17 protein-coding genes are annotated in these 19,863 nt (G+C 67.0%); 5 read left to right on the plus strand and 12 right to left on the minus strand.

The window, feature by feature from the left end:
• Nucleotides 1-28 precede the first annotated feature (28 nt).
• Both ACG0Z6_RS11415 and ACG0Z6_RS11420 read left to right on the plus strand, forming a co-directional pair.
• A complete protein-coding gene (locus ACG0Z6_RS11415) occupies nt 29-670 on the plus strand; it encodes a DUF2238 domain-containing protein (protein ID WP_394461462.1) in 642 nt (213 codons plus the stop codon).
• A 72-nt stretch (nt 671-742) separates the two neighbouring features.
• Nucleotides 743-1,063 (plus strand): EthD family reductase, encoded by a 321-nt coding sequence (locus tag ACG0Z6_RS11420; protein ID WP_394461465.1) that lies wholly within the window; start codon nt 743-745, stop codon nt 1,061-1,063.
• Nucleotides 1,064-1,073: 10 nt separating this feature from the next.
• On the opposite strand, the gene ACG0Z6_RS11425 is transcribed toward ACG0Z6_RS11420, so the two are convergent.
• The 4 genes from ACG0Z6_RS11425 to ACG0Z6_RS11440 are packed head-to-tail and all read right to left on the minus strand — an operon-like array spanning nt 1,074 to nt 2,640.
• Nucleotides 1,074-1,424, minus strand: coding sequence for a protein tyrosine phosphatase family protein (locus tag ACG0Z6_RS11425; protein WP_394461467.1), 351 nt, complete (start codon nt 1,422-1,424; stop codon nt 1,074-1,076).
• On the minus strand, nt 1,399-1,857 hold the full coding sequence (locus ACG0Z6_RS11430; RefSeq protein WP_394461469.1) for a DUF6691 family protein: 459 nt from the start codon (nt 1,855-1,857) through the stop codon (nt 1,399-1,401). Before ACG0Z6_RS11430 ends, ACG0Z6_RS11425 begins: the two co-directional genes overlap by 26 nt.
• Before the next feature lie 17 nt (nt 1,858-1,874).
• Nucleotides 1,875-2,312 carry a YeeE/YedE family protein gene (locus ACG0Z6_RS11435; protein ID WP_394461471.1) on the minus strand — a complete coding sequence of 146 codons (438 nt, stop codon included), beginning with the start codon at nt 2,310-2,312 and terminating at the stop codon, nt 1,875-1,877.
• A gap of 4 nt (nt 2,313-2,316) precedes the next feature.
• Nucleotides 2,317-2,640, minus strand: a complete 324-nt coding sequence (locus tag ACG0Z6_RS11440) for a metalloregulator ArsR/SmtB family transcription factor (RefSeq protein ID WP_394461473.1) — start codon at nt 2,638-2,640, stop codon at nt 2,317-2,319.
• 77 nt (nt 2,641-2,717) lie between these two features.
• Here ACG0Z6_RS11440 and ACG0Z6_RS11445 point away from each other — a divergent pair, with 77 nt between their 5' ends.
• Nucleotides 2,718-3,614 (plus strand): MBL fold metallo-hydrolase, encoded by an 897-nt coding sequence (locus ACG0Z6_RS11445; RefSeq protein WP_394461475.1) that lies wholly within the window; start codon nt 2,718-2,720, stop codon nt 3,612-3,614.
• Between the two features lie 63 nt (nt 3,615-3,677).
• Here the strand turns inward: ACG0Z6_RS11445 and cphA are convergent, their stop codons facing one another.
• Together cphA and ACG0Z6_RS11455 are read right to left on the minus strand one after the other, a co-directional pair.
• Nucleotides 3,678-6,266: a cyanophycin synthetase gene (cphA, locus tag ACG0Z6_RS11450; protein WP_394461477.1), complete on the minus strand. Its 2,589-nt coding sequence runs from the start codon at nt 6,264-6,266 to the stop codon at nt 3,678-3,680.
• Nucleotides 6,267-6,318: 52 nt separating this feature from the next.
• Nucleotides 6,319-8,496, minus strand: coding sequence for a cyanophycin synthetase (locus ACG0Z6_RS11455; protein ID WP_394461479.1), 2,178 nt, complete (start codon nt 8,494-8,496; stop codon nt 6,319-6,321).
• Between the two features lie 128 nt (nt 8,497-8,624).
• Here ACG0Z6_RS11455 and ACG0Z6_RS11460 point away from each other — a divergent pair, with 128 nt between their 5' ends.
• Nucleotides 8,625-10,904: a cyanophycin metabolism-associated ABC transporter gene (locus ACG0Z6_RS11460; RefSeq protein ID WP_394461481.1), complete on the plus strand. Its 2,280-nt coding sequence runs from the start codon at nt 8,625-8,627 to the stop codon at nt 10,902-10,904.
• Between the two features lie 27 nt (nt 10,905-10,931).
• Entirely contained in the window at nt 10,932-11,402 is a 471-nt protein-coding gene (locus tag ACG0Z6_RS11465; RefSeq protein WP_394461483.1) for a cyanophycin metabolism-associated DUF1854 family protein, read from the plus strand.
• Between the two features lie 21 nt (nt 11,403-11,423).
• Here ACG0Z6_RS11465 and ACG0Z6_RS11470 read toward each other — a convergent pair whose 3' ends face one another.
• The 6 genes from ACG0Z6_RS11470 to ACG0Z6_RS11495 all read right to left on the minus strand — a co-directional run bounded on the left by ACG0Z6_RS11470 (nt 11,424) and on the right by ACG0Z6_RS11495 (nt 19,862).
• A complete protein-coding gene (locus tag ACG0Z6_RS11470; protein WP_394461485.1) occupies nt 11,424-13,244 on the minus strand; it encodes an amidohydrolase in 1,821 nt (606 codons plus the stop codon).
• A gap of 75 nt (nt 13,245-13,319) precedes the next feature.
• Nucleotides 13,320-14,471, minus strand: coding sequence for a porin (locus ACG0Z6_RS11475; RefSeq protein WP_394461487.1), 1,152 nt, complete (start codon nt 14,469-14,471; stop codon nt 13,320-13,322).
• 112 nt (nt 14,472-14,583) lie between these two features.
• Nucleotides 14,584-15,741: an acyl-CoA dehydrogenase family protein gene (locus ACG0Z6_RS11480; protein ID WP_394461489.1), complete on the minus strand. Its 1,158-nt coding sequence runs from the start codon at nt 15,739-15,741 to the stop codon at nt 14,584-14,586.
• A gap of 19 nt (nt 15,742-15,760) precedes the next feature.
• The gene (locus tag ACG0Z6_RS11485) at nt 15,761-17,311 is read right to left on the minus strand and encodes a class I adenylate-forming enzyme family protein (protein ID WP_394461491.1); all 1,551 of its coding nucleotides are present in this window, start codon (nt 17,309-17,311) and stop codon (nt 15,761-15,763) included.
• A 44-nt stretch (nt 17,312-17,355) separates the two neighbouring features.
• Nucleotides 17,356-18,654, minus strand: coding sequence for a serine hydrolase domain-containing protein (locus tag ACG0Z6_RS11490; RefSeq protein WP_394461493.1), 1,299 nt, complete (start codon nt 18,652-18,654; stop codon nt 17,356-17,358).
• Nucleotides 18,655-18,725: 71 nt separating this feature from the next.
• Nucleotides 18,726-19,862 carry a CaiB/BaiF CoA transferase family protein gene (locus ACG0Z6_RS11495; RefSeq protein WP_394461495.1) on the minus strand — a complete coding sequence of 379 codons (1,137 nt, stop codon included), beginning with the start codon at nt 19,860-19,862 and terminating at the stop codon, nt 18,726-18,728.
• Between the last annotated feature and the right edge of the window lies 1 nt (nt 19,863).

A 19,863-nucleotide genomic window follows, 5' to 3' on the forward strand; every position in this document is an offset into this window, starting at 1 on the left:
CGATGCGTCACCCCCAGGAATCCCCGCCATGAACTCCAACTACCCCCAACAACTCAAGACCGTGCTGCTGCTGTGGGCGCTGGCCTTGCTGGCCTCGGGTTGGGCGCCATTTGACCGGGTGACCTGGTGGCTGGAGGTGGCTCCCGTGCTGGTGGCTGCACCACTGTTGCTGGCCACGCGCGAGCGTTTTCCCCTCACGCCTTTGGTGCTGTGGCTGGTGTTTGCACACGGCCTGGTGCTGATGCTGGGCGGCGCTTACAGCTATGCGCGCGTGCCGCTGGGCTTCTGGGTGCAGGACTTGCTGCAGCTCAGTCGCAACCCCTACGACAAGTTGGGGCACTTCATGCAGGGTTTTGTACCGGCGCTGGTGGCGCGCGAGATTTTGCGACGCGGGGAGTATGTGCGGGGCCCACGCATGCTGGCCTTTTTGGTGCTGTGCGTGGTGCTGGCCATCAGCGCCAGCTATGAGCTCGTCGAGTGGGGCGCAGCACTGGCCTTGGGTCAGGGGGCCGATGAATTCTTGGGTACTCAGGGCGACCCGTGGGACACCCAGTCCGACATGGCCATGGCGCTGGTGGGCGGGGTGGCTGCTCTGGCGTTGTTGGGCGCGTGGCATGAGCGTCAGCTCGCGGCGCTGAGGCGGCCAGATTCAAGTCCGGCGCACCTCTGAATGAGGGACTGTTCGGTGCGCCGCTGCAGGCGCAGCATGGGCGCTTGGACTGAGTCTTGGAGGCTTCTGGAGATGATCAAGATCACCGTGACCTACGCCTACCGCGAGGGCGCTCGCTTTGACCATGCTTACTACCGCGACAAGCACCTGCCCCTGGTCAAGGCGCGCATGGGAGAGGCCTGCCGCTACTACACCATCGACAAGGGTCTGAGCGGCTTCAACCGCGGTGACCCGCCGCCCTATGTGGCGCTGGCCCACCTCTACTGCGATTCGGTGCAGGCCTTTGAGCGTGCCTTTGGGCCGCATGCCCAGGAAATCCTGGGCGATGTGCCCAACTACACCGACCTCAGCCCGGTGGTGCAGATCAGCGAGGTGGTGGTGGGCGGCGACTGAGCCCGGCGCCTTACTCTTGAGCGCGCAGCGCCTGCTGCGCCAGCTGCCACATCATGGTGCTGCGCGCGCCGCTGCGGCAGTAGGCCAGCACGGGGCCGGGCAGCTCTTGCAGCAAGGCGGCCAGAGCTTGGCCGTGCTCGGGGCTCACGCCACCGGACGGGGCCGCCAAGTGGCGCGCTTGCAGGCCCAGGGCCTCGGCAGCGGCGGCAATTTCGGCAAAGCTCGGTTGGCTGGGGCCGCTCTCGCCATCGGGGCGGTTGCAAACCACCGACTTGAAGCCCGCCTGGGCGATGTCGGGCAGTTCTTCGGGCAGGATTTGGCCGGCAACGGCAAAGTCAGGGCTGAGGGCTTGGTACGACATGGGTTTCTCCTCGTTGGGTGTTCAAAGTGGGCAGCATCATGCCCAAGAGCATGGCCCCCACGAAAACAAAGGCTTTAGGTTCGGCCAGCGACAGCGCCACCAAGGCCGGGCCGGGGCAAAAGCCCGCCAGGCCCCAGCCGGCGCCAAAGGTCAGCGCGCCCAGCAGCAGCGAGCGGTCAATGTGGCGTGCGCTGGGCAGTTGCATGGGCTCGCCCAGCCAGCACTGCGCGCGCCGCCGCGCCAGCGCAAAAGCAGGCAGGGCCACGGCAATGGCCCCCGCCATCACCAGGGCCAGCGAGGGATCCCAGGCGCCGCCCAGGTCCAAAAAGGCCTGAACCTTGGCCGGGTTGGTCATGGCCGAGATCAACAGGCCCCAGCCAAACAGCAGCCCGACCAGAAATTCGGCCGCGCGGGCCAGCAAGGTGTTTTTCATGGTGTGCTCCATGCCGATTAGATCAGGTGACGCAGGGCGTAAACAACGGCAAAACCTGCGGCCATGAAACTCAGCGTGGCCGCCAGCGAGCGCGGCGACAGGCGTGCCAGCCCGCACACGCCGTGGCCGCTGGTGCAGCCTGAACCCAGCCGCGTGCCCCAGCCCACCAAAAGCCCAGCCAGCGCCACCAGGGCGTAGCTGGCCTCGATGTGCGGGGCCGTCCACGGCAGCTGCGGCGCCAGCCAGCCCAGCGTGGGCGCTGCGGCCAGCAGGCCCGCCAGCAAGGCCAGGCGCCAGGCGCGGTCGCCCGCTTTGGGGCGCAGCAGGCCGCCCACAATGCCGCTCACGCCCAGAATGCGCCCGCGCAGCAGCACCAGCGCGGCACAGGCCAAGCCCAGCAAGACGCCGCCGGCCAGGGCGCTCCAGGGGGTGAATTGAGACCAGGCGATATTCATATGCTCAGCCCTCCTTGGGGCAAAAAATGGTGTGCAGGGCCTGCATCAGCGCCAGCACCTCGGGGCTTTGCAGGCTGTAGTAGATGGACTTGCCTTCGCGCCGCGTTTGCACGAGCGCCTGCTGTCGCAGCACCGTGAGCTGTTGCGACAGCGTGGGCTGCACGATGCCCAGCAGCGCCTCGAGCTCGCCCACGCGGTGCTCGCCCTGCGCCAGTTGGCACAGGATGAGCAGGCGGTCGGGGTTGGTGAGTACCTTCATGAGGCTGCAAGCGGCATCGGCCGCGTGACGCATGGCGTGCAGGTCGGGTGGGGCGAGGTTTGAGCTCATGGCAAACAGTTTATTGACTGATAGATTATTGGTCAATAAAATGTTTTCACGCCCACACCGCATTCAAGGAGTCTCAGATGTCGGCTGCGACCGCGCTCAACACCCCCCACAGCACCGTGCAGGTGCACACCGAATTCGACCCCGCCACCTGGACCTTCAGCCATGTGGTGCACAGCGGTCCAGGCAGCAGTGCCGCGCTGATCGACCCGGTGCTGGACTACGACCCCAAGTCCGGCCGCACTCGCACCGACTCGGCCGACCGCCTGGTGGCCTATGTGCGCGAGCAGGGCTTGCAAGTGGCCTGGATTTTGGAAACCCACGCCCATGCCGACCACCTCAGCGCTGCGGCCTACCTCAAGCGCCAGCTCGGTGGGCGCACGGCCATTGGGCGGCACATCACGGGCGTGCAAAAAGTCTTCAAGGGCCTGTTCCACCTGGAGCCCGAATTTGCTGTGGACGGCACGCAGTTCGACCAGCTCTTGGGCGAGGGCGACACCCTGGCGCTGGGCGCGCTGGTGGGGGAGGTGATGGAGCTGCCCGGCCACACACCGGCCTGCGTGGCCTACCGCTTTGGCGACGCGGTGTTTGTGGGCGACACCCTGTTCATGCCCGATGTGGGCACGGCGCGGGCTGATTTTCCCGGCGGCAACGCGCAGCAGCTCTACCGCTCGGTGCGCCGCCTGCTGGCCCTGCCGCCGGACACGCGGCTCTTCATGTGCCACGACTACCCACCGGGCAATGCGCGCCCTGTGGCCAGCCAAAGCACGGTGGCGCAGCAGCGCGCCCACAACATCCATGTGCGCGACGGCATCGACGAGGCCGCCTTTGTGGCCATGCGCCAAGCGCGCGATGCGCAGCTGGACATGCCGGTGCTGATCCTGCCCTCGGTGCAGGTGAATATCCGTGCCGGCGAGCTGCCCCCGGCCGAGGCCAATGGCACGGCCTATCTGAAGATCCCGCTCAACGCGCTGTGAGCGAGGCACGCCCCAGGGCTGAGCCCGGGGCGGTCAGGCGGCGGCGCGCGGCGACGGTGGGCTTCAGTGCCCGCCCTGGGCCTCGCGCACGCGCTGGTTCAAGTGCCCCAGGGCTTCTTGCACCTGGTCCACCAGCACCAGGCACAGCTCGCCGGGTTGCAGGCCTTGCAGGGCGCGGTCAATGGCCAGGAACTCGCCGTGCACCTCTTGCACTTGGCGCGTGCGGGTGGCGCCTTCCAGACCCTGGCGCAGCAGGGCCAGCACCTCGCCGTCGGCGCGGCCGCGCTGGCAGGCGTCTTGGAACAGGATGACTTCGTCAAAAGCTGCACCCAGGATTTCGGTCTGGATACGGATGTCTTCGTCACGCCGGTCGCCCGCGCCGGAGATGACCACGCTGCGGCGCGTGGCCGGCATGGCCTGCACGGCCGCCACCAGCGCGCGCATGGCGTCGCCGTTGTGGCCGTAGTCGGCAATCACCGTCGCGCCCTTGTAGTCCATCACATTGAAGCGGCCCGGCACGCTGTCAGCATCGCTGTTGAAGGTGGCCAGCGCGCGGCGAATGGTGTCCCAGTCCAGCCCCACGCCCCAGCCCGCAGCTACCGCCGCCATGGCGTTTTCCACCTGGAAGGGAATGCTGCCGCCGCGCGTGAAGGGGATGTCGCGCAGCAGAATCTGCTCGCGCCAATTGCCTTCGGCCGCCACCAGGTGTTCGCCATCGATGTAGACGGCGCGCTTGCCCTGGGCGCGGTGCGTGGCCATGAGTGGGTGGTGGCGGTCCAGCGCGAAGTAGATGATCTGCCCGGGGCAGACGGCGGCCATTTGCGCCACGACAGGGTCGGCGGCGTTGAGCACGGCGTAGCCGTTGGCCGCGGTGTTGTGAACGATGACGCGCTTGACCAGGGCCAGGTCCTCGACGGTGTTGAGGAAGTTCATGCCCAGGTGGTCGCCATCGCCCAGATTGGTCACCACCGAGACCTGGCAGCGGTCAAAGCCCAGGCCCTCGCGCAGAATGCCGCCGCGCGCGGTTTCAAACACCGCAGCCTGCACATCGGGGTGCATCAGCACATTGCGCGCGCTCTTGGGGCCGGAGCAGTCGCCGCTGTCGATCTGGCGGCCGTCCACGTACACGCCGTCGGTGTTGGTCATGCCCACGCACAGGCCGTTGGTGGCGAACATGTGGGTGATGAGGCGGCTGGTGGTGGTTTTGCCGTTGGTGCCCGTCACGGCCACGGTGGGAATGCGCCCATCGTCGGCCTGGTGCCCGCTGCCAAAGAGGTGGGTGACGATGGCCTCGCCCACATCGCGCCCCTTGCCGTAGGAGGGCGAGAGGTGCATGCGCAGGCCCGGCGCGGCGTTGACTTCCACAATGCCGCCGCTTTGCTCTTCGAGCGGGCGCAGCACGCTCTCGGCCACCACGTCCACGCCGCACACATGCAGGCCCACCACCTGGGCAGCGGCAATGGCGCGCGCGGCCACGTCGGGGTGCACGTCGTCGGTGACATCGGTGGCGGTGCCGCCGGTGGAGAGGTTGGCGTTGTTGCGCAAGATCACGCGCTGGCCCTTGGCCGGCACCGATTCAGGCGTGAGCCCTTGCAGCGCCAGGCGCGCCACGGCGATGTCGTCGAGGCGGATTTTGGTCAGCGAGGTGGCGTGCCCGTCGCCGCGGCGCGGGTCTTCGTTGACCTTGGCCACCAGGGCGCGCACATCGTGCTGGCCGTCGCCCACCACATGGGGCGGGTCGCGCCGCGCTGCGGCCACCAGGCGGTCGCCCACCACCAGCAGTCGGTAGTCGCTGCCGGGCAGGAATTTCTCCACCATGACGTGGCCGATTTCATCGGCCGCCTTGTAGGCCGCGGCCATGGCTTCAAAGCTGGCGACGTTGACCGTCACGCCCTTGCCCTGGTTGCCGTCCTGGGGCTTGACCACCACGGGCAGGCCGATGTCTTGCGCCACCGCCCAGGCGTCTTCCAGCGAGTCCACCGGGCGCCCGGTGGGCACGGGCACGCCGGCCGATTCCAGCAGGCGTTTGCACAGGTCTTTGTCTTGCGCGATGGACTCAGACACGGCGCTGGTGTTGTCCACCTCGGCGGCCCAGATGCGGCGCTGCTTGGCCCCCCAGCCAAACTGCACCAGGCTGCCCTGGGTCAGACGGCGGTAGGGGATGCCACGCTTGACCGCCGCCGTGACGATGCAGCCCGTCGAGGGGCCCAGGCGGATGTCTTCATCGGTCTCGCGCAGGGCGGCCACCACGGCCTCAGCGTCAAAGCTGCCGCCCTCCAGCGCCGCTTGCAGCAAGGCCGTGGCCTGCTCCATGGCGGCGCGGCCCACGTCTTCCTCGCTGTACTCCACCACCACCTGGTAGGTGCCGGCTTCGGGCGTGGTGTGGGTGTGGCTGTAGGTGACGGGGCAACCGGCCTGGGCCTGCAGCGCCAGCGCGGCGCGCTCCAGCACATGGGCCAGCGACAGCACGCCGTGCGGAGGGTTGTCGCCCAGCGAGCCGATGCCGGGGAAGAGCTGGCGCAGCCGCGCCTCAAAACCGCTCAGTTGGGCAATGTCCAGCTCATGGGGCTGGCAGTGGACAACGGCCTCGATGGCCGTGTGGCGGCTCCACATATTGGGTCCGCGCAGCGCACGGGTGCGGGAGACTTCCATCGTGTTCGCTTTCTTGTTGGCGTGGTGCGTAGGGGAAGGAGGGGGTGAGGGTTCAGCTCAGCTCAGGCACAAAGGTGTCAAGCCCGGCGGTGATGAGCTCGGGCGAGATGCCCAGCGCCCAGGCCGCGGCCACGGCCGCGAGCACGGCGCTGGCGCTCACGCTCTGGTGGGCTTGCGCAAAGCGCTGCTGCAGGGCTTGCACATGGGCGCTGCTGCTTTCTTGCGAGCCCTGCGCCAGCACGGCGTTGCCGTCGCGCAGGAACACGGCGCGGCCGCCTTGGGCGCGGTGCTGTGCCAGCGTGGGGTGGGCTGGGTCCAGGGCGTAGAACAGCACCTCGCCGTCGCACAGCTCGGCCATGGGCAGCAAGGTGGCTTGATCGGCGTTGAGCACCGCAGCGCCTTGGCCCAGCACCACATCGACTTGCGTGCGCATGACCTTGAACATCTGCTCGGGGCTCAGGATGTCGTGCTCGGCCAGCTGCTCCATGCCGTCCAGATCGGTCAGCACGCCGACCAGGCAGCGGTCGTAGGCCAGGCCATCGTTGAGGATGGAGGCTGCGCCGTTTTCAATCACCACGGCGTCCACGGCGCGGTTCATGAGCAGGCGGTGCGCGGCAGCAAAGTGCGCGCAGGGCTTGCGCTCCACACGGCGGTTGGCCAGGAACAGGCCGTCTTGGCAGGCCAGGCCGGTGTGGCGGCCGTTCAGGTGCATGAGCCAGGCCACCAGGCGGCTGATGGCCGAGGTGTCGCGCGAGCCCGCCACGCCCACAATGGGCAGGCGGCCGTCTTCGTCCGGGCCAAAGAGGTGGTCCACGATGGCTTGGCCCACGGGCTGGGGCATGCCGTCAGCGGGCTTCAAGTGCATGAGCAGCCCCGGGCCGGCGTTGACTTCCACAATCGCGCCGCCGGTCTCGCTCAGGGGCTTGCTGATGTCGCTGCTGACCAGGTCCACGCCCGCGATGTCCAGCCCCACGGTGCGCACAGCCAGGGACACGGCATGCGCCACATCCGGGTGCACCTGCTCGGTGCAGTCGTTGGCCACATTGCCGTTGCGCTGGATGAGCACGCGCCGCCCGGCGTCGGGCACGCTGTCAGGGGCGAGGCCCTGGCGCTGCAGGTCCAGCACCACCACGGGGTCGTCTTCGAGCTTGATGACGTTGAGCGGGAAGTCCTCCGTCACGCCGCGACGCGGATCGCTGTTGATTTGCAGCTCAATGAGCTGGGCCACGCTGTGCGTGCCGTCGCCACAAATCCAGGCTTCCTCGCCGCGCGCGGCGGCCACCACCTTGCCGCCCACCACCAGCAGGCGGTGCTCGGTGCCGGGGATGTAGCGCTCCACCAGCACCTCCGAGCCCTCGGAGTCGGCCAGGGCGTAGGCGCGCTTGATGTCGTCCTCGCGGCGCAGGTCCAGGGTCACGCCCCGGCCGTGGTTGCCGTCGCTGGGCTTGACCACCACGGGCAGGCCGATGTCTTGCGCGGCTTCCCAGGCTTCTTCGGGGCTGTCCACGGCCTGGCCCTCGGGAACGGGCACGCCCACGGACTTGAGCAGGGTTTTGGTGAGGTCTTTGTCGCCTGCGATGTTCTCGCCAATGGCGCTGGTCATGTCGGTCTCGGCCGTCCAGATGCGGCGCTGCGCGGCGCCGTAACCCAGTTGCACGAGGTTGCCGTCATTGAGCCGGATGTGGGGAATGCGCCGCTCCGTGGCCGCGCCCACGATGGCCGCGGTGGAGGGGCCCAGGTAGCAGTCGTCCACCTTGTCGCGCAGGGTGTTGACGGCGGCGTCCACATCGAAGGGCTGGTCGTTGAGGGTGTGCATGAGCAAGGCATGGCCCAGCTCCAGCGCGCAGCGCGCGACTTGCTCGTCACGGGCGCGAAACACCATGCGGTAGACGCCTTCGCGCGAGGTCGAGCGCGTCTGGCCAAAGCCCGTGGGCATGCCCGCGAGGTTGAGCAGCTCGATGACGATGTGCTCCAGCACATGGCCCATCCAGGTGCCTTCCTCGAGGCGCTGCAAAAAGCCGCCGCGCTCGCCCACACCGCAATGGTGCTCGATCAGCGCGGGCAGGCGCTGGGTCAGGCGTTGGTTGAAGCCTTCAATGGTGTTGGAGGGGTGTTGTTCCAGCGCCCCGAGGTCCAGCCAGGTCTCCAGCACGGAGCGGTAGGTCCACATATTGGGGCCGCGCAGGTAGTTGATGCGCAACAGTGCGATGTCGTCGAAACGTCTGCTCATGGAGGGGTGCTGACTTTGGTGGAGTTGTCAGGTCAGTGGAGTGCGAGCCGCCATTGTGCGCTTAAGCGAGAATCTCCAAGCGCGTTGCAGCCACCGCTGGCGACGAACTTCGAACTTCACACCACACGATGCAGCAACAACAGTCGGTCGCACAAAGGGCCCAGTCTTCTTGGGAACACAACCAGCCGCAGCTGGACACAGGCGAGAACGTTTTGGCCAGCCTTGAAGTTGACCTGAATGGCGACAGGCAGTTCGGCCCGGCGTGGTTGGTGCTCACCGACCGGCGGTTTTGGGCCTGCGACAGCACGGGGGCTCCCTGGCGCAGCTGGGCCCTGACACCGCAGCTGCAGCTGCAGCTCTCAGACCAAGCGGGGCTGGGCCTGCTGGAGCTGCACGACGCGGCCGGCCGCCTGGCCAGCTGGAACTTCACCCTGAAGCTGCACCTGCAGGCGCAGCGTTTTGAGGAAGCGTTCACGCAGCGCGAGCAGCCCCCGCGGCCACGCGGCGAGGAAGCCGCCCAATGCCCCAGCTGCCAGGCCCAGCTGCCCGAAGACAGCGAGGAATGCCCCAGCTGCGCGCGCGAACTGCACACGCCCCCCTCAACCTGGGTGTTGCTGCGCCTGGCGCGGTTCGCCAAGCCCTACCAAGGGCAGTTGTTGCTGGGCTTTTTGCTCATGCTGGGCTCCACGGCCGCCACCCTGGTGGCGCCCTATATGACCATGCCCATCATGGACAAGGTGCTCATCCCGTTCCAAAACGGTGAGCGCATCGACCCCTCGCAAGTGGCCCTCTACCTGGCGGGCCTGTTCGGCGCGGCGCTGCTGTCCTGGGGCCTGGGCTGGGCCAAAACCTACATCCTGGCCCTGGTGTCCGAGCGCATTGCGGCGGATTTGCGCACCACCACCTTTGAGCACCTGCTGTCGCTGTCGCTGGAGTACTTTGGCTCCAAGCGCACGGGCGACCTGATGGCGCGCATTGGTTCTGAGACCGACCGCATCAGTGTGTTTTTGTCGCTGCACGCGCTGGACTTCATCACCGATGTGCTGATGCTGGGCATGACGGCCATCATCCTCTTCTCCATCAACCCCTGGCTGGCCCTGGCCACCTTGGTGCCGCTGCCCTTTATTGCCTGGATGATTCACCTCGTGCGCGACCGCCTGCGCACGGGCTTTGAGAAGATCGACCGCGTCTGGGGCGAGGTCACCAGCGTGCTGGCCGACACCATTCCCGGCATCCGCGTGGTCAAGGCCTTTGCCCAAGAGCGCCGCGAAGGCCAGCGTTTTCACGACGCCAATGCGCGCAACCTGGCTGTCAACGACAAGCTCAACAAAACCTGGAGTTTGTTCTCACCCACGGTGGCGCTGCTGACGGAAATCGGCCTGCTGGTGGTGTGGGCCTTTGGCATTTACCTGGTGGCCGGCGGCGACATCACGGTGGGTGTGCTCACTGCCTTCATCGCCTATATCGGGCGCTTTTACGGCCGGCTCGATTCCATGAGCCGCATTGTCTCGGTCACGCAAAAAGCGGCGGCCGGGGCCAAGCGCATTTTTGACATCCTGGACCACCACAGCAATGTGCCCGACCCCGTGCAGCCCGTGGAGATGGGCGCGGTCAAGGGCGCGATTCAAATCGAGGACGTGGGCTTTCGCTACGGCAACCGCAGCGTCATTCGCGGCCTGAGCCTGGACATTCGCCCCGGCGAGATGATTGGCCTCGTGGGCCACAGCGGCTCGGGCAAGAGCACGCTGGTGAACCTGATCTGCCGCTTCTACGACGTCAGCGAAGGCGCCATCAAGATCGACGGCGTGGACCTGCGCCGCCTGCGCGTGGCCGACTACCGGCGCCACATCGGCCTGGTGCTGCAAGAGCCCTTCCTGTTCTTTGGCACGATTGCCGAGAACATCGCCTACGGCAAGCCCGACGCCACGCGCGAAGAAATCGTGGCCGCGGCCCGCGCGGCGCATGCGCATGAGTTCATCCTGCGCCTGCCCCAGGGCTATGACTCGCTGGTGGGCGAGCGCGGCCAGGGCCTCTCCGGCGGCGAGCGCCAGCGCATCTCGATTGCGCGCGCGCTGCTCATCGACCCGCGCCTGCTCATCATGGACGAGGCCACCTCGGCTGTGGATACCGAGACCGAGAAGGAAATCCAAAAGGCGCTGGACAACCTGGTGCGGGGCCGCACCACCATTGCCATTGCCCACCGCCTCTCCACGCTGCGCAAGGCCGACCGCCTGGTGGTGATGGACCGGGGCGAAATCGTCGAAGTGGGCCCGCACGACGAGCTCATCGCCGCCCAGGGCGCTTACTGGCGGCTGTGGGAGGCGCAGGCGCGGCGCGTCGAGCAAGACAGCGACGGCGGCCTCATCGTGGTGCCGCCCAACGCCCATGCCCACACCACCAACGCCTGAGTGGCGCCACTATTTGCCCCTGCAGCCATGACCACACAGTTTCAAAGCCTGACCCGCAATGCCTTTGGCCAGCTCGATTTGGTGGACGCCCAGGGGGTGCGCCATGAGGGTGTGGTGCCGGTGCGCGCCCACCCTTTGAGCGCGCCCGACGAGGGCATCGCCCTGGTGGGCCGTGACGGCCACGAATGCCTGTGGATCGAGCGCCTCGCGGCGCTGGAGGCCGCCCCGCGCGCGCTGCTGCAAGAAGAGCTGGCCGCGCGTGAAATCACGCCCGTGGTGCAGCAGCTGGTGTCGGTGTCGACCTTCTCCACGCCCAGCCACTGGCATGTGCAGACCGACCGTGGCCCCACCGACTTCATCCTCAAGACCGAAGAGGACATCCGCCGTCTGCCCGACGGGCGCTTGCTCATCACCAGCCACCACGGTCTGCACTTTTGGGTGCAAGACCGCTTGGGGCTGGACCGCCATTCGCGGCGGCTGCTCGAGCGCTTTTTGTGAGCGCTTCTTGGGCCTCCTGGCTTAGGGGGCCGGGGGTTTGATGTCGCTGCTGAGGTAGACGGCGCCGCCCACCACCGTGCCGTGCACGGCGATGTCGCGAATCGCGTAGGGCTGGGTTTTGAGCGGGTCGGCCGCCAGCGCTGTGAAGTCTGCGAGCTTGCCCACCTCGATGCTGCCCAGCCGGTCGTCCACGCCCAGCACATAGGCTGCGTCGATGGTGATCATGCGCAGCGCCTGTTCCACCGTGGTGCGCAGACCCGGCGCCATGGGTGCAGCCTTGGCGCTGTGCGGTTGGCGCGTGACGCTCAGGCTCACGGCCAGCAGCGGCCGTGGCGGGCCGATGGGGAAGTCGGAGTGCAGCGTCACCGGCACGCCCTGGCGCACCAGCTCACCCACGGGCGCCATTTCGTGCGAGCGGTCGGTGCCCAGCACCTGCGTGTACTGTTCGCCGCGTAGCCACAGGTAGTAGGGATTGGCATTGCCCACAGCGCCGAGGTTCTTCATGGCGCGCACCTGATCGCTGCGCGCCATGCCCAGGTGCTCGATGGTGAAGCGGTGGTCTGAGCGCGGGTGCAGCTGTTGCAGCTGGCGCAGTGCCGCCAGGGTCACGTCCTGGGCCTGCACGCCGATCGAATGCACGAACAACTGCTGGCCGTCACGCCACCAGGGCAGCAGCAGGTCGGCGAGCTTGTCCGGCGGCGTGATCCACAGGCCCGGCTCGCCACTGGTGTAGCCTGGGCCACCGGGTTTGAAGGTCAGGCCGTTGAAGCTGTCGTCGGTGATGATCTTGATGCCGCGATACATCAGCCGCTCGGTGCTGCGCGCTTGCAGCTCCTTCACCGCCACGAGGGCCTTGTCTGCGCCACCGTAGCGCGCCAGCATGGCGGGCATGAAGGGGATGGCGATGAGGCGCTGCGGGGTGTCGGGGCGGTTGTAGACCGAGTCCAGCAGCTTGGGCTCGAGGTCCACGCTGAACAGGCCCAGCGAGTGCTCGGTGGAGGTGGTGATGCCGCCGCGCCGGTTGAGGTCGATGAGCCAGCGCATCAGCCGCGTGGCCTCTTTGGGGGCGAGCTTGCTGCCCAGCAAGGGGATGAGTTGCTCGCCCGCAGCCAGGGCACCGAGGAACTGGCCGTTGAGCCGCCCATTGGCATCGCGCATCACGCCCGGTGTTTTGATGTCCTCGGGGACTTTGCGCACGCTCAAAAACGCGCTGTTGACGTAGGCATGGTGCTGCGAGGCGTCCCACACCACCACGGCGCGGTTGGGCGAGACGCGGTCGAGCTCATCGCGCGTGAGGTGGCGGCCCATGGTGGGCACGTCCCAGCCCCAGACCAGCACCGGCGCGTCGCCCGCGGGGGCTTGGGCGATGTAGCGGCGGATGCGCTCGAACGCTTCGGTGTCGCTGCGCACGCCGGCAATGTCCGGGCCATAGGCCTGTGCTGTGGGCAGTGACGCGATGGGCGGCAGGTTCGAGGTGATGGCGCCCAGGAAGGGGTGCTGGTGCGCGTCAATAAAACCCGGCAGCAGCACGCTGTTGGCGAACTGGGTGTTGATCTGCGTGGGGATTTTGTCGGTCCAGGGCTTGAGCTCCTGCACCGTGTCGGCCACACCCACGATGCGGCCCTGGCACACCGCCACAGCCTTGGCGCTGGGGTGTGCGGGGTTCATGGTGATGATGGTGCGTGCGGTGAACACGGTCAGGCTCTTGCACTCGCCCAGCGCACCCTGGGCGGGCTCGGCGCTGGAGTGGCTGTGGGCCGTGGAGCACAGCGCGACCAGCGCTGCGCTGAAGCACAAAGTCCAGGTGGCCCTGGACGCGAGACGGCGGGGGAAGGAAGGCATGCGGCTCTCCTGAAGCTTTACAAGGCGCGGGCGCCACGGTGTGTGCGTGGCGTCCGCGCGCGCATCACGCGGTGTTTAGAAGCTGTGGCTCACACCCAGCTGCGTGGTGGTGCGCCCGTCGTGCCCGTTGAGGGTGGCGCCGGTGCCTGCGCTGAGGTCAGAGCCCCAGAACTTGCCGTACTTGCCGCTCCATTTGTTGATGTCCACACCGGCTTGCAAGCTGGTGCGCGGCGACAGCGCGTATTGGCCAAACAGGTAGACCAGACGCTGGTTGCCATCGCCCTTGCCTGCCACGGCGCTGACCCAGGTGGCGCCCTTGGTCTTGGCTTCGTGCAGGCCCAGACGCGCTGTCCACGGGCCTGCTGTCCAGCTCACGCCGGCGATATAGGCCTTGAGGTCCATCTCTGCGGCCAGCGGCATCAACATGCCGATGGCGCTGCCATGCAAGGCGCCACCGAAGGTGCGCGAGGCCACAAAGCCCGCGTCATACTTGCCGTCGATGTAGGCCCCATGCAGCGTGAAGCCCGCGCCCACGCCCACATTGCCCCCCACCGAGAAAATCTTGGCCTTCTTGCCAGTGCCATCTTCGGTGGTCTGGTAGGCGCCACGCACCGTCATGCCGGGCTTTTGGTAGCCCAGCGAGGCGCCCATGCTGCGGCCATAGGCGTCGCCGTTGGTCTGCTCGCCCGGGGTGTAGAGCGCACCGACATAGACGCCGTCAAAAGTGCCCTGGTACTGCAGCATGTTGTTGTAGCGCAGGCCCGTGTAGGAACCCAGCCACACCATTTCGTTGTTCAGCGATGTGCCTCGCATGGGGTCTGCAAACAGCAGTGGGCCCACGGCACCAGCCATGGGGATGTGGCGACCCATGGAGAGGCGGCCCCAGCTGCCCTTGAGGGCAATCTGGGAGTTGCGGTTCCAGAAGAAATCGGCCGACTGCTGCGTGCCGGTGTCGGGGTTGATGTTGCTTTCCAAAATGACTTCCACACCATTGCCGCCGCCCAAGTCCTCACTGACCTTGATGCCCAAAAAGGCGCCACCGTCTTGCGTGCCGCTGAGCTGGCTGACATGGGCGCCGCTGGGGTTGGCGTTGGTGACTTGGCGCACGCCCAGATTGACCTTGCCGTAGAGGTTGACCGACTGTGCCTGGGTGCTGCCGCACAGCAGCAGACCCACGCAGCTGGCGATCAAGGACAGGGGCGCGAATGAGGACCGTTGTTGTCTCACGTTGTTGTCTCCAAGATGTGTTATCTGACGCGGGGATGGGTTGAACCCACCCGCTCCGCGCCCAGCGGGTGGGCATTGGGGAGCCTTGTTTTGGGGCCAGAAGCAGCGGGGTTCAGCGCGCGTCCAAACCCATGGAGCGGGCCACCAGCTCCCACATCACTTCGGTGGTGCCGCCGTAGATGCGCTGCACGCGGGCATCGGCCCAGGCGCGGGCAATGGGCTGCTCCCACATATAGCCGTAGCCGCCGTGCAGCTGCACGCACTCGTCCAGCACGCGGCCTTGCATCTCGGTGCACCAGGCCTTGGCCATGGAGGCCAGGGCGGGGGTGAGCTCGCCTTGCAGCATCTGGGCCATGCAGCGGTCCACAAAAGCCTGGCCCAGCTCCATCTCGGTGTGCATTTGCGCCAGCTTGAAGCGGGTGTTCTGGAAGTGCGCCACGGGCTTGCCAAAGATGTGGCGCTGCTGCACATATTCCAGCGTCAGCTCGATGGCGCGCCGCGCGCTGGCCACGGCCATGACGGCAATCTGCAGCCGCTCCCAGGGCAGCTTTTGCATCAGGCAGGCAAAGCCTTGCCCGGGCTGGCCCAGCAGCTGGGCCTTGGGCACCTTCACATCGTTGAAGAAGAGTTCCGAGGTGTCCTGCGCCTTCATGCCCACTTTGTGCAGGCGCTGGCCGCGCTCAAAGCCGGGCATGCCGCGCTCCACCAGCAGCAGGCTCACGCCCTTGGCGCCCGCGCTGGGGTCGGTCTTGGCCACCACGATCACCAAGTCGGCATGCCAGCCGTTGGTGATGAAGGTCTTGCTGCCGTTGAGCAGGTAGTGCTCGCCGCAGTCTTGCGCCGTGCTGCGCACACCGGCCAGGTCCGAGCCTGCGCCGGGTTCGGTCATGGCAATGGCGCCCACCATCTCGCCACTGGCCAGGCGCGGCAGGTAGTGCTGCTTTTGCGACTCGCTGCCATAGGCCAGGATGTAGGGCGCGACGATTTCCGAGTGCAGCGAAAAGCCCAGACCGCTGGCCCCGGCGCGCGCCACCTCTTCCATGATCACGACTTCAAAGCGCTCATCCACGCCCGCGCCGCCGTACTGCTCGGGTGTGGAGGCGCACAAGTAGCCCAGCGCCCCGGCACGCCGCCACAGCTCGCGGTCCACCATGCCCTGTGTTTCCCAGTCGGCGTGGTGGGGTTGTACTTCTTGTTCAAGAAAACGGCGAAAGGCTTGGCGAAAGCCTTCGTGATCGTCGCCCAAGAGTAGGCGTGGCAGGGTGTTCATCGTGGGGCTCCGGGTGGGTTCAGTTGATGCGCTTGGCTTGACCAGCCCAATGCGGGGCCCGCAGCTCGTTCTTCTGCACCTTGCCCATGGGCGACAGCGGCAGGGCTTCGCGCAGCTCCAAGGAGCGTGGGCATTTGTAGTTGGAGATGTACTCGGCGCAGTAGCTGCGCAGGGCCTCGAGCGTGAGCACATGCTGCTCGCGCACCACCACCACGGCGTGCACCCGCTCCCCGTACAGCTCATCGGGAACGCCGATGATGGCGCAGGCGCTCACGGCGGGGTGGCGGGAAATGACGCTCTCCACCTCGACCGAGTAGACGTTTTCGCCACCGGTGATGATCATGTCCTTGATTCGGTCCATGAGGGTCAGCACGCCGTTGGCGTCCATCATGCCCGCATCGCCGGTGCGCATGCCGCCGCCGCCGATGGCCGCGCGCGTGGCCTCGGGCTTGTTCAGATAGCCCGCCATCACGCCCGCACCGTAGATCACCACCTCACCTTGCACACCTGGGGGCTGGGGGTTGCCCTGCTCGTCTTCAATGCACATGCGGTAGAGCGGGCCGACCTGTCCTGCCGCTTGGGTCTGGGCATTGGGGCCACGGTGGAAGCGGTCGTCCAGCGAGGCCGCAATGCCGCTCTCGGTCATGCCATAGACCTGGGTGAAGCGGGCCTGCGGAAAGGCCTCCATGACGCGACGCAGCAGCCCAGCAGGCATGGGCGATGCGCCGTAGTAGATGCCACGCAGGTCTCGGTAGTCTTCGGCCTTGAAGCCCGGCGCGTCCAGCACCATGCCCAGCATGGAGGGCACCAAGCCAATGCCCGTGACGCCCAACTCTCGCACCGCGCGCTGGACGAGGTCTGGCCGGAACATGGGCACGATGGCCAGGGTGCCGCGCTGTACCAAATGCCCCATGGCCATGCCAAAGCCGGCCGTGTGGAACAGCGGCACGGCGGCCAGATAGACCTGTTCGCCCGCTGGTGCTTGCAAGCAGGCGAGGTTCACCCCAGCCGCCATCAGCGAGGCTTGGGTGTGCATCACGCCCTTGGGGTCGCCGGTGGTGCCGCCGGTGTAGACGATGGCCGCCAGCGTGTCCGGGCGCACCGCCGCTGGGGTGGTGAGTGGGCTGGTGGTGCTGGCGTGGGCAGCCCAATGCACCATGCCCTCGGGGCAGGGGCCGTTGCCGACATAGATCAGATGGCTCAGCCGAGGGCACTTCTCACGCAGCTGCACGGCCAATTTGGCAAAGGCATCGTCCACCAGCAGCACGGTGATCTCGGCGTCCTCCACCGCGTATTGCAGCTCCTTGAGCGACCAGCGGATGTTCAGTGGCACCAACACCGCGCCCATCCAGGGCACAGCCATGAACAGCTCCATGTAGGTGATGCTGTTGAGCCCCAGCAGTGCCACGCGCTGGGCGGGCTGCACGCCTTGGTCCAGTAGCGCCTGGGCATGGCACTGGCAGCGGCGTGCGAATTCCGGGTAACTCACCGTTTCCCCATCCAGCTGCACAAAGGCAGGGCGGCCGGGGTCGACGGGGAAGACTTGCTGGATCAGGTCGTTGAACAGCATGGTGTTTGTCTCCTGTTGTATTGAGGGGCGGGGTTTGCTGCGCCTTAGCGCATCAGGTGTTGAGCCAGGGCCTGCATGGCGGGCAGGGTGGTCGGATCAAAGTTGGCGTTGGCCGCCAAGGGGTGCGAGCCAAAGCGCGCCACCACCATCTCGGCTTTGGGGTCGATGTAGAGCATCTGACCGTGCACACCGCGTGCTGCAAAAGCACCGTGCGCGTTGTGCGTGACCCACCACATATTGCGGTAGCTCCAACCTGCCAGCAGGGCATAGCCGGCTTGGGCGAAGTGGTCCTTGTTGGCGCCTTGGCGGATGTCTTGCACCACGCTGGCGGGCAGGATTTGCTGGCCGTTGTAGCGGCCATTGAGGCGCAGCATTTCGCCAAAGCGGGCCAGGTCGCGGGCGGTCAAGTTCAAGCCTCCACCGGCGAATTCGCTGCCTTCGCTGTCCACCACCATGTAGGCGTCTTGCTCCGCGCCGAGCTTTTGCCAGATGCTTTCGGACAGCAGCTCGCCCACGCTTTGGCCGCTGGCACGGCGCAGCACCCAACCCAGCACATCGGTGTTGACGGTTTTGTAGGCGAAAGCCTGGCCGTGTTCGCCCTCCTTTTTGAGCGTCTTCAAAAAGCCGTAATAGCTGCTGGGGCCGCTGTAGCCTGGGGGTTTGGGGAAGAGTCCTCCAGCGCGGATGTGGTCCCAGACCTCGGCTTTGGGGTCGGCATAGTTCTCGCTGTAGCGCACGCCCGTGGTCATGTCCATGACCTGGCGCACGGTGGCATCGCTGTAAGCCGTGCCTTCGAGTTCGGGCACGTAGCGCGTGACCAAGGCGTTCTCGTCCAACCGACCCTGGGCCACCAGCATGGCACCCAAGGTGCCGAAAAAGCTCTTGGTGACCGACATGCTGGCGTGCGCCTGATGCGGCTTCATGACGCCAAAGTAGCGCTCATACACCAGGCGGCCTTTGTGCAGCACCACGATGGCATCGGTGTAGTTGGCGGCCAGGGACTGCTCCCAGCTCATTGGGGTGCTTTGTCCCAGCGGCGTGAAGCTCAGCGCATCAATGTCCTGGCGCAGGGCCTTGGGCAGCGCACTTGGGGTGCCAGTGCCCCGCCACACATTGGTGGTGGGCAGGAACTGGCGGAAGTTGGCAAAGGACCAGCGCGTTTGCGGAAATTTGTAAAAGCTGGCGTCCTGGTGGCGCACCAGCTTGTCGGGCGGCGGGGGCGAGCCCTGCATCCAGCCCAGCTTCTGTGGGTCGGTGGCGTCGGCGCTAGGCAGCACGGAAGGCGTTTGCGCCTGCGCCGCGGCGGCCAAGAGCAATGTCAGCGCCGCGAGGGTTGGGCGCATCAAGCGGACTGTTTTCAAACGACCTCCTGACGTGGTGGTGGGCATGCGCGGGAGCAAGCGACTGGTGAGCCTCAAAGGCGGCGCTGGGCCTGGAGTTCGGCGCGGATTTGTGCGCCGTGTTGGTCGTACTGAGGGATGTCGGCCAACGCTCGGGAGGGGGTGTGCTCAAAGCGCGGTGCCGCCGCCGCCTGCAACACGCCCTGATGTTCAACATAGGTGCCACGCGCCTGCAAGTGTGGGTGCGCCGCGGCTGCGGATGGCGCCAGCAGCGGCGTGCAGCAGGCGTCGTGCGCGCCGCGTGCCTGGAGCAGTGCCAACCAGTGCTCGCGCGTTTGGCTGGACAGGATTTGGGCCAAGTGGGCGCGGGCCGTCGGCCACTGCGAGGGCCTGTGAGCATCGCGCAGCACAGGGTCCTCGCTCAGGTCCAGGGCTTTGAGCAACTCGGCGCGAAAGTGCGGCTCCACCGCGGCCACACTGAGCCATTGCGCATCGGCGCAGCGGTAGAGGCCATACCACCAGGGGCCGTCCAGCAGCCCGCTGCCACGCGCCTCGGGCTGCAAGCCTGCGCTGTGCAGCGACAGCAGCAGGTTGAGCAGGTTGGCGCTGCCGTCGACGATGGCGGCATCCACCACCTGGCCCTGCCCACTGCTGCGGGCATGCAGCAAGGCGGCCAGCACGCCCATGGCCAAGTAGAGCGCGCCGCCGCCCAAATCCCCCACCAGTGTGGGCGGGGGCAGGGGGGCGCTGTGCGGGGTAGCACTCCACCAGGCCGCGCCGGACAGGGCGGCGTAGTTCAGGTCGTGCCCGGCATGCTGCGCCAGCGGCCCGCTCTGGCCCCAGCCCGTCATGCGGCCGTAGACGAGGGCGGGTTGGGCCGCCAGGCAAGCCTCGGGGCCCAGGCCCAGGCGCTCCATCACGCCGGGGCGCAGGCCCTCGATCAAGATGTCCGACTGCGCCACCAAGGCCAGCGCTGTGGCATGGTCGTCAGGGTCTTTGAGGTTGAGCGCCAGGGCGCGTTTGCCCCGGTGCACGATGGCGTGGGCCCCCAGCTCCAGCGGGTCGGGGCTGGTGCTGGCGCGCTGCACCAGCACCACATCCGCACCCATGTCGGCCAGCAGCATGCCGCAAAAGGGCGCAGGGCCCAGCGCGGCAAACTCCACCACCTTCACCCCACTGAGCGGGCCTTGTTGAGCAGCGGCTGTGCGCATG

Origin of the sequence: Roseateles rivi (assembly GCF_043555845.1) — a bacterium.
GTDB lineage: Bacteria > Pseudomonadota > Gammaproteobacteria > Burkholderiales > Burkholderiaceae_C > Roseateles > Roseateles rivi.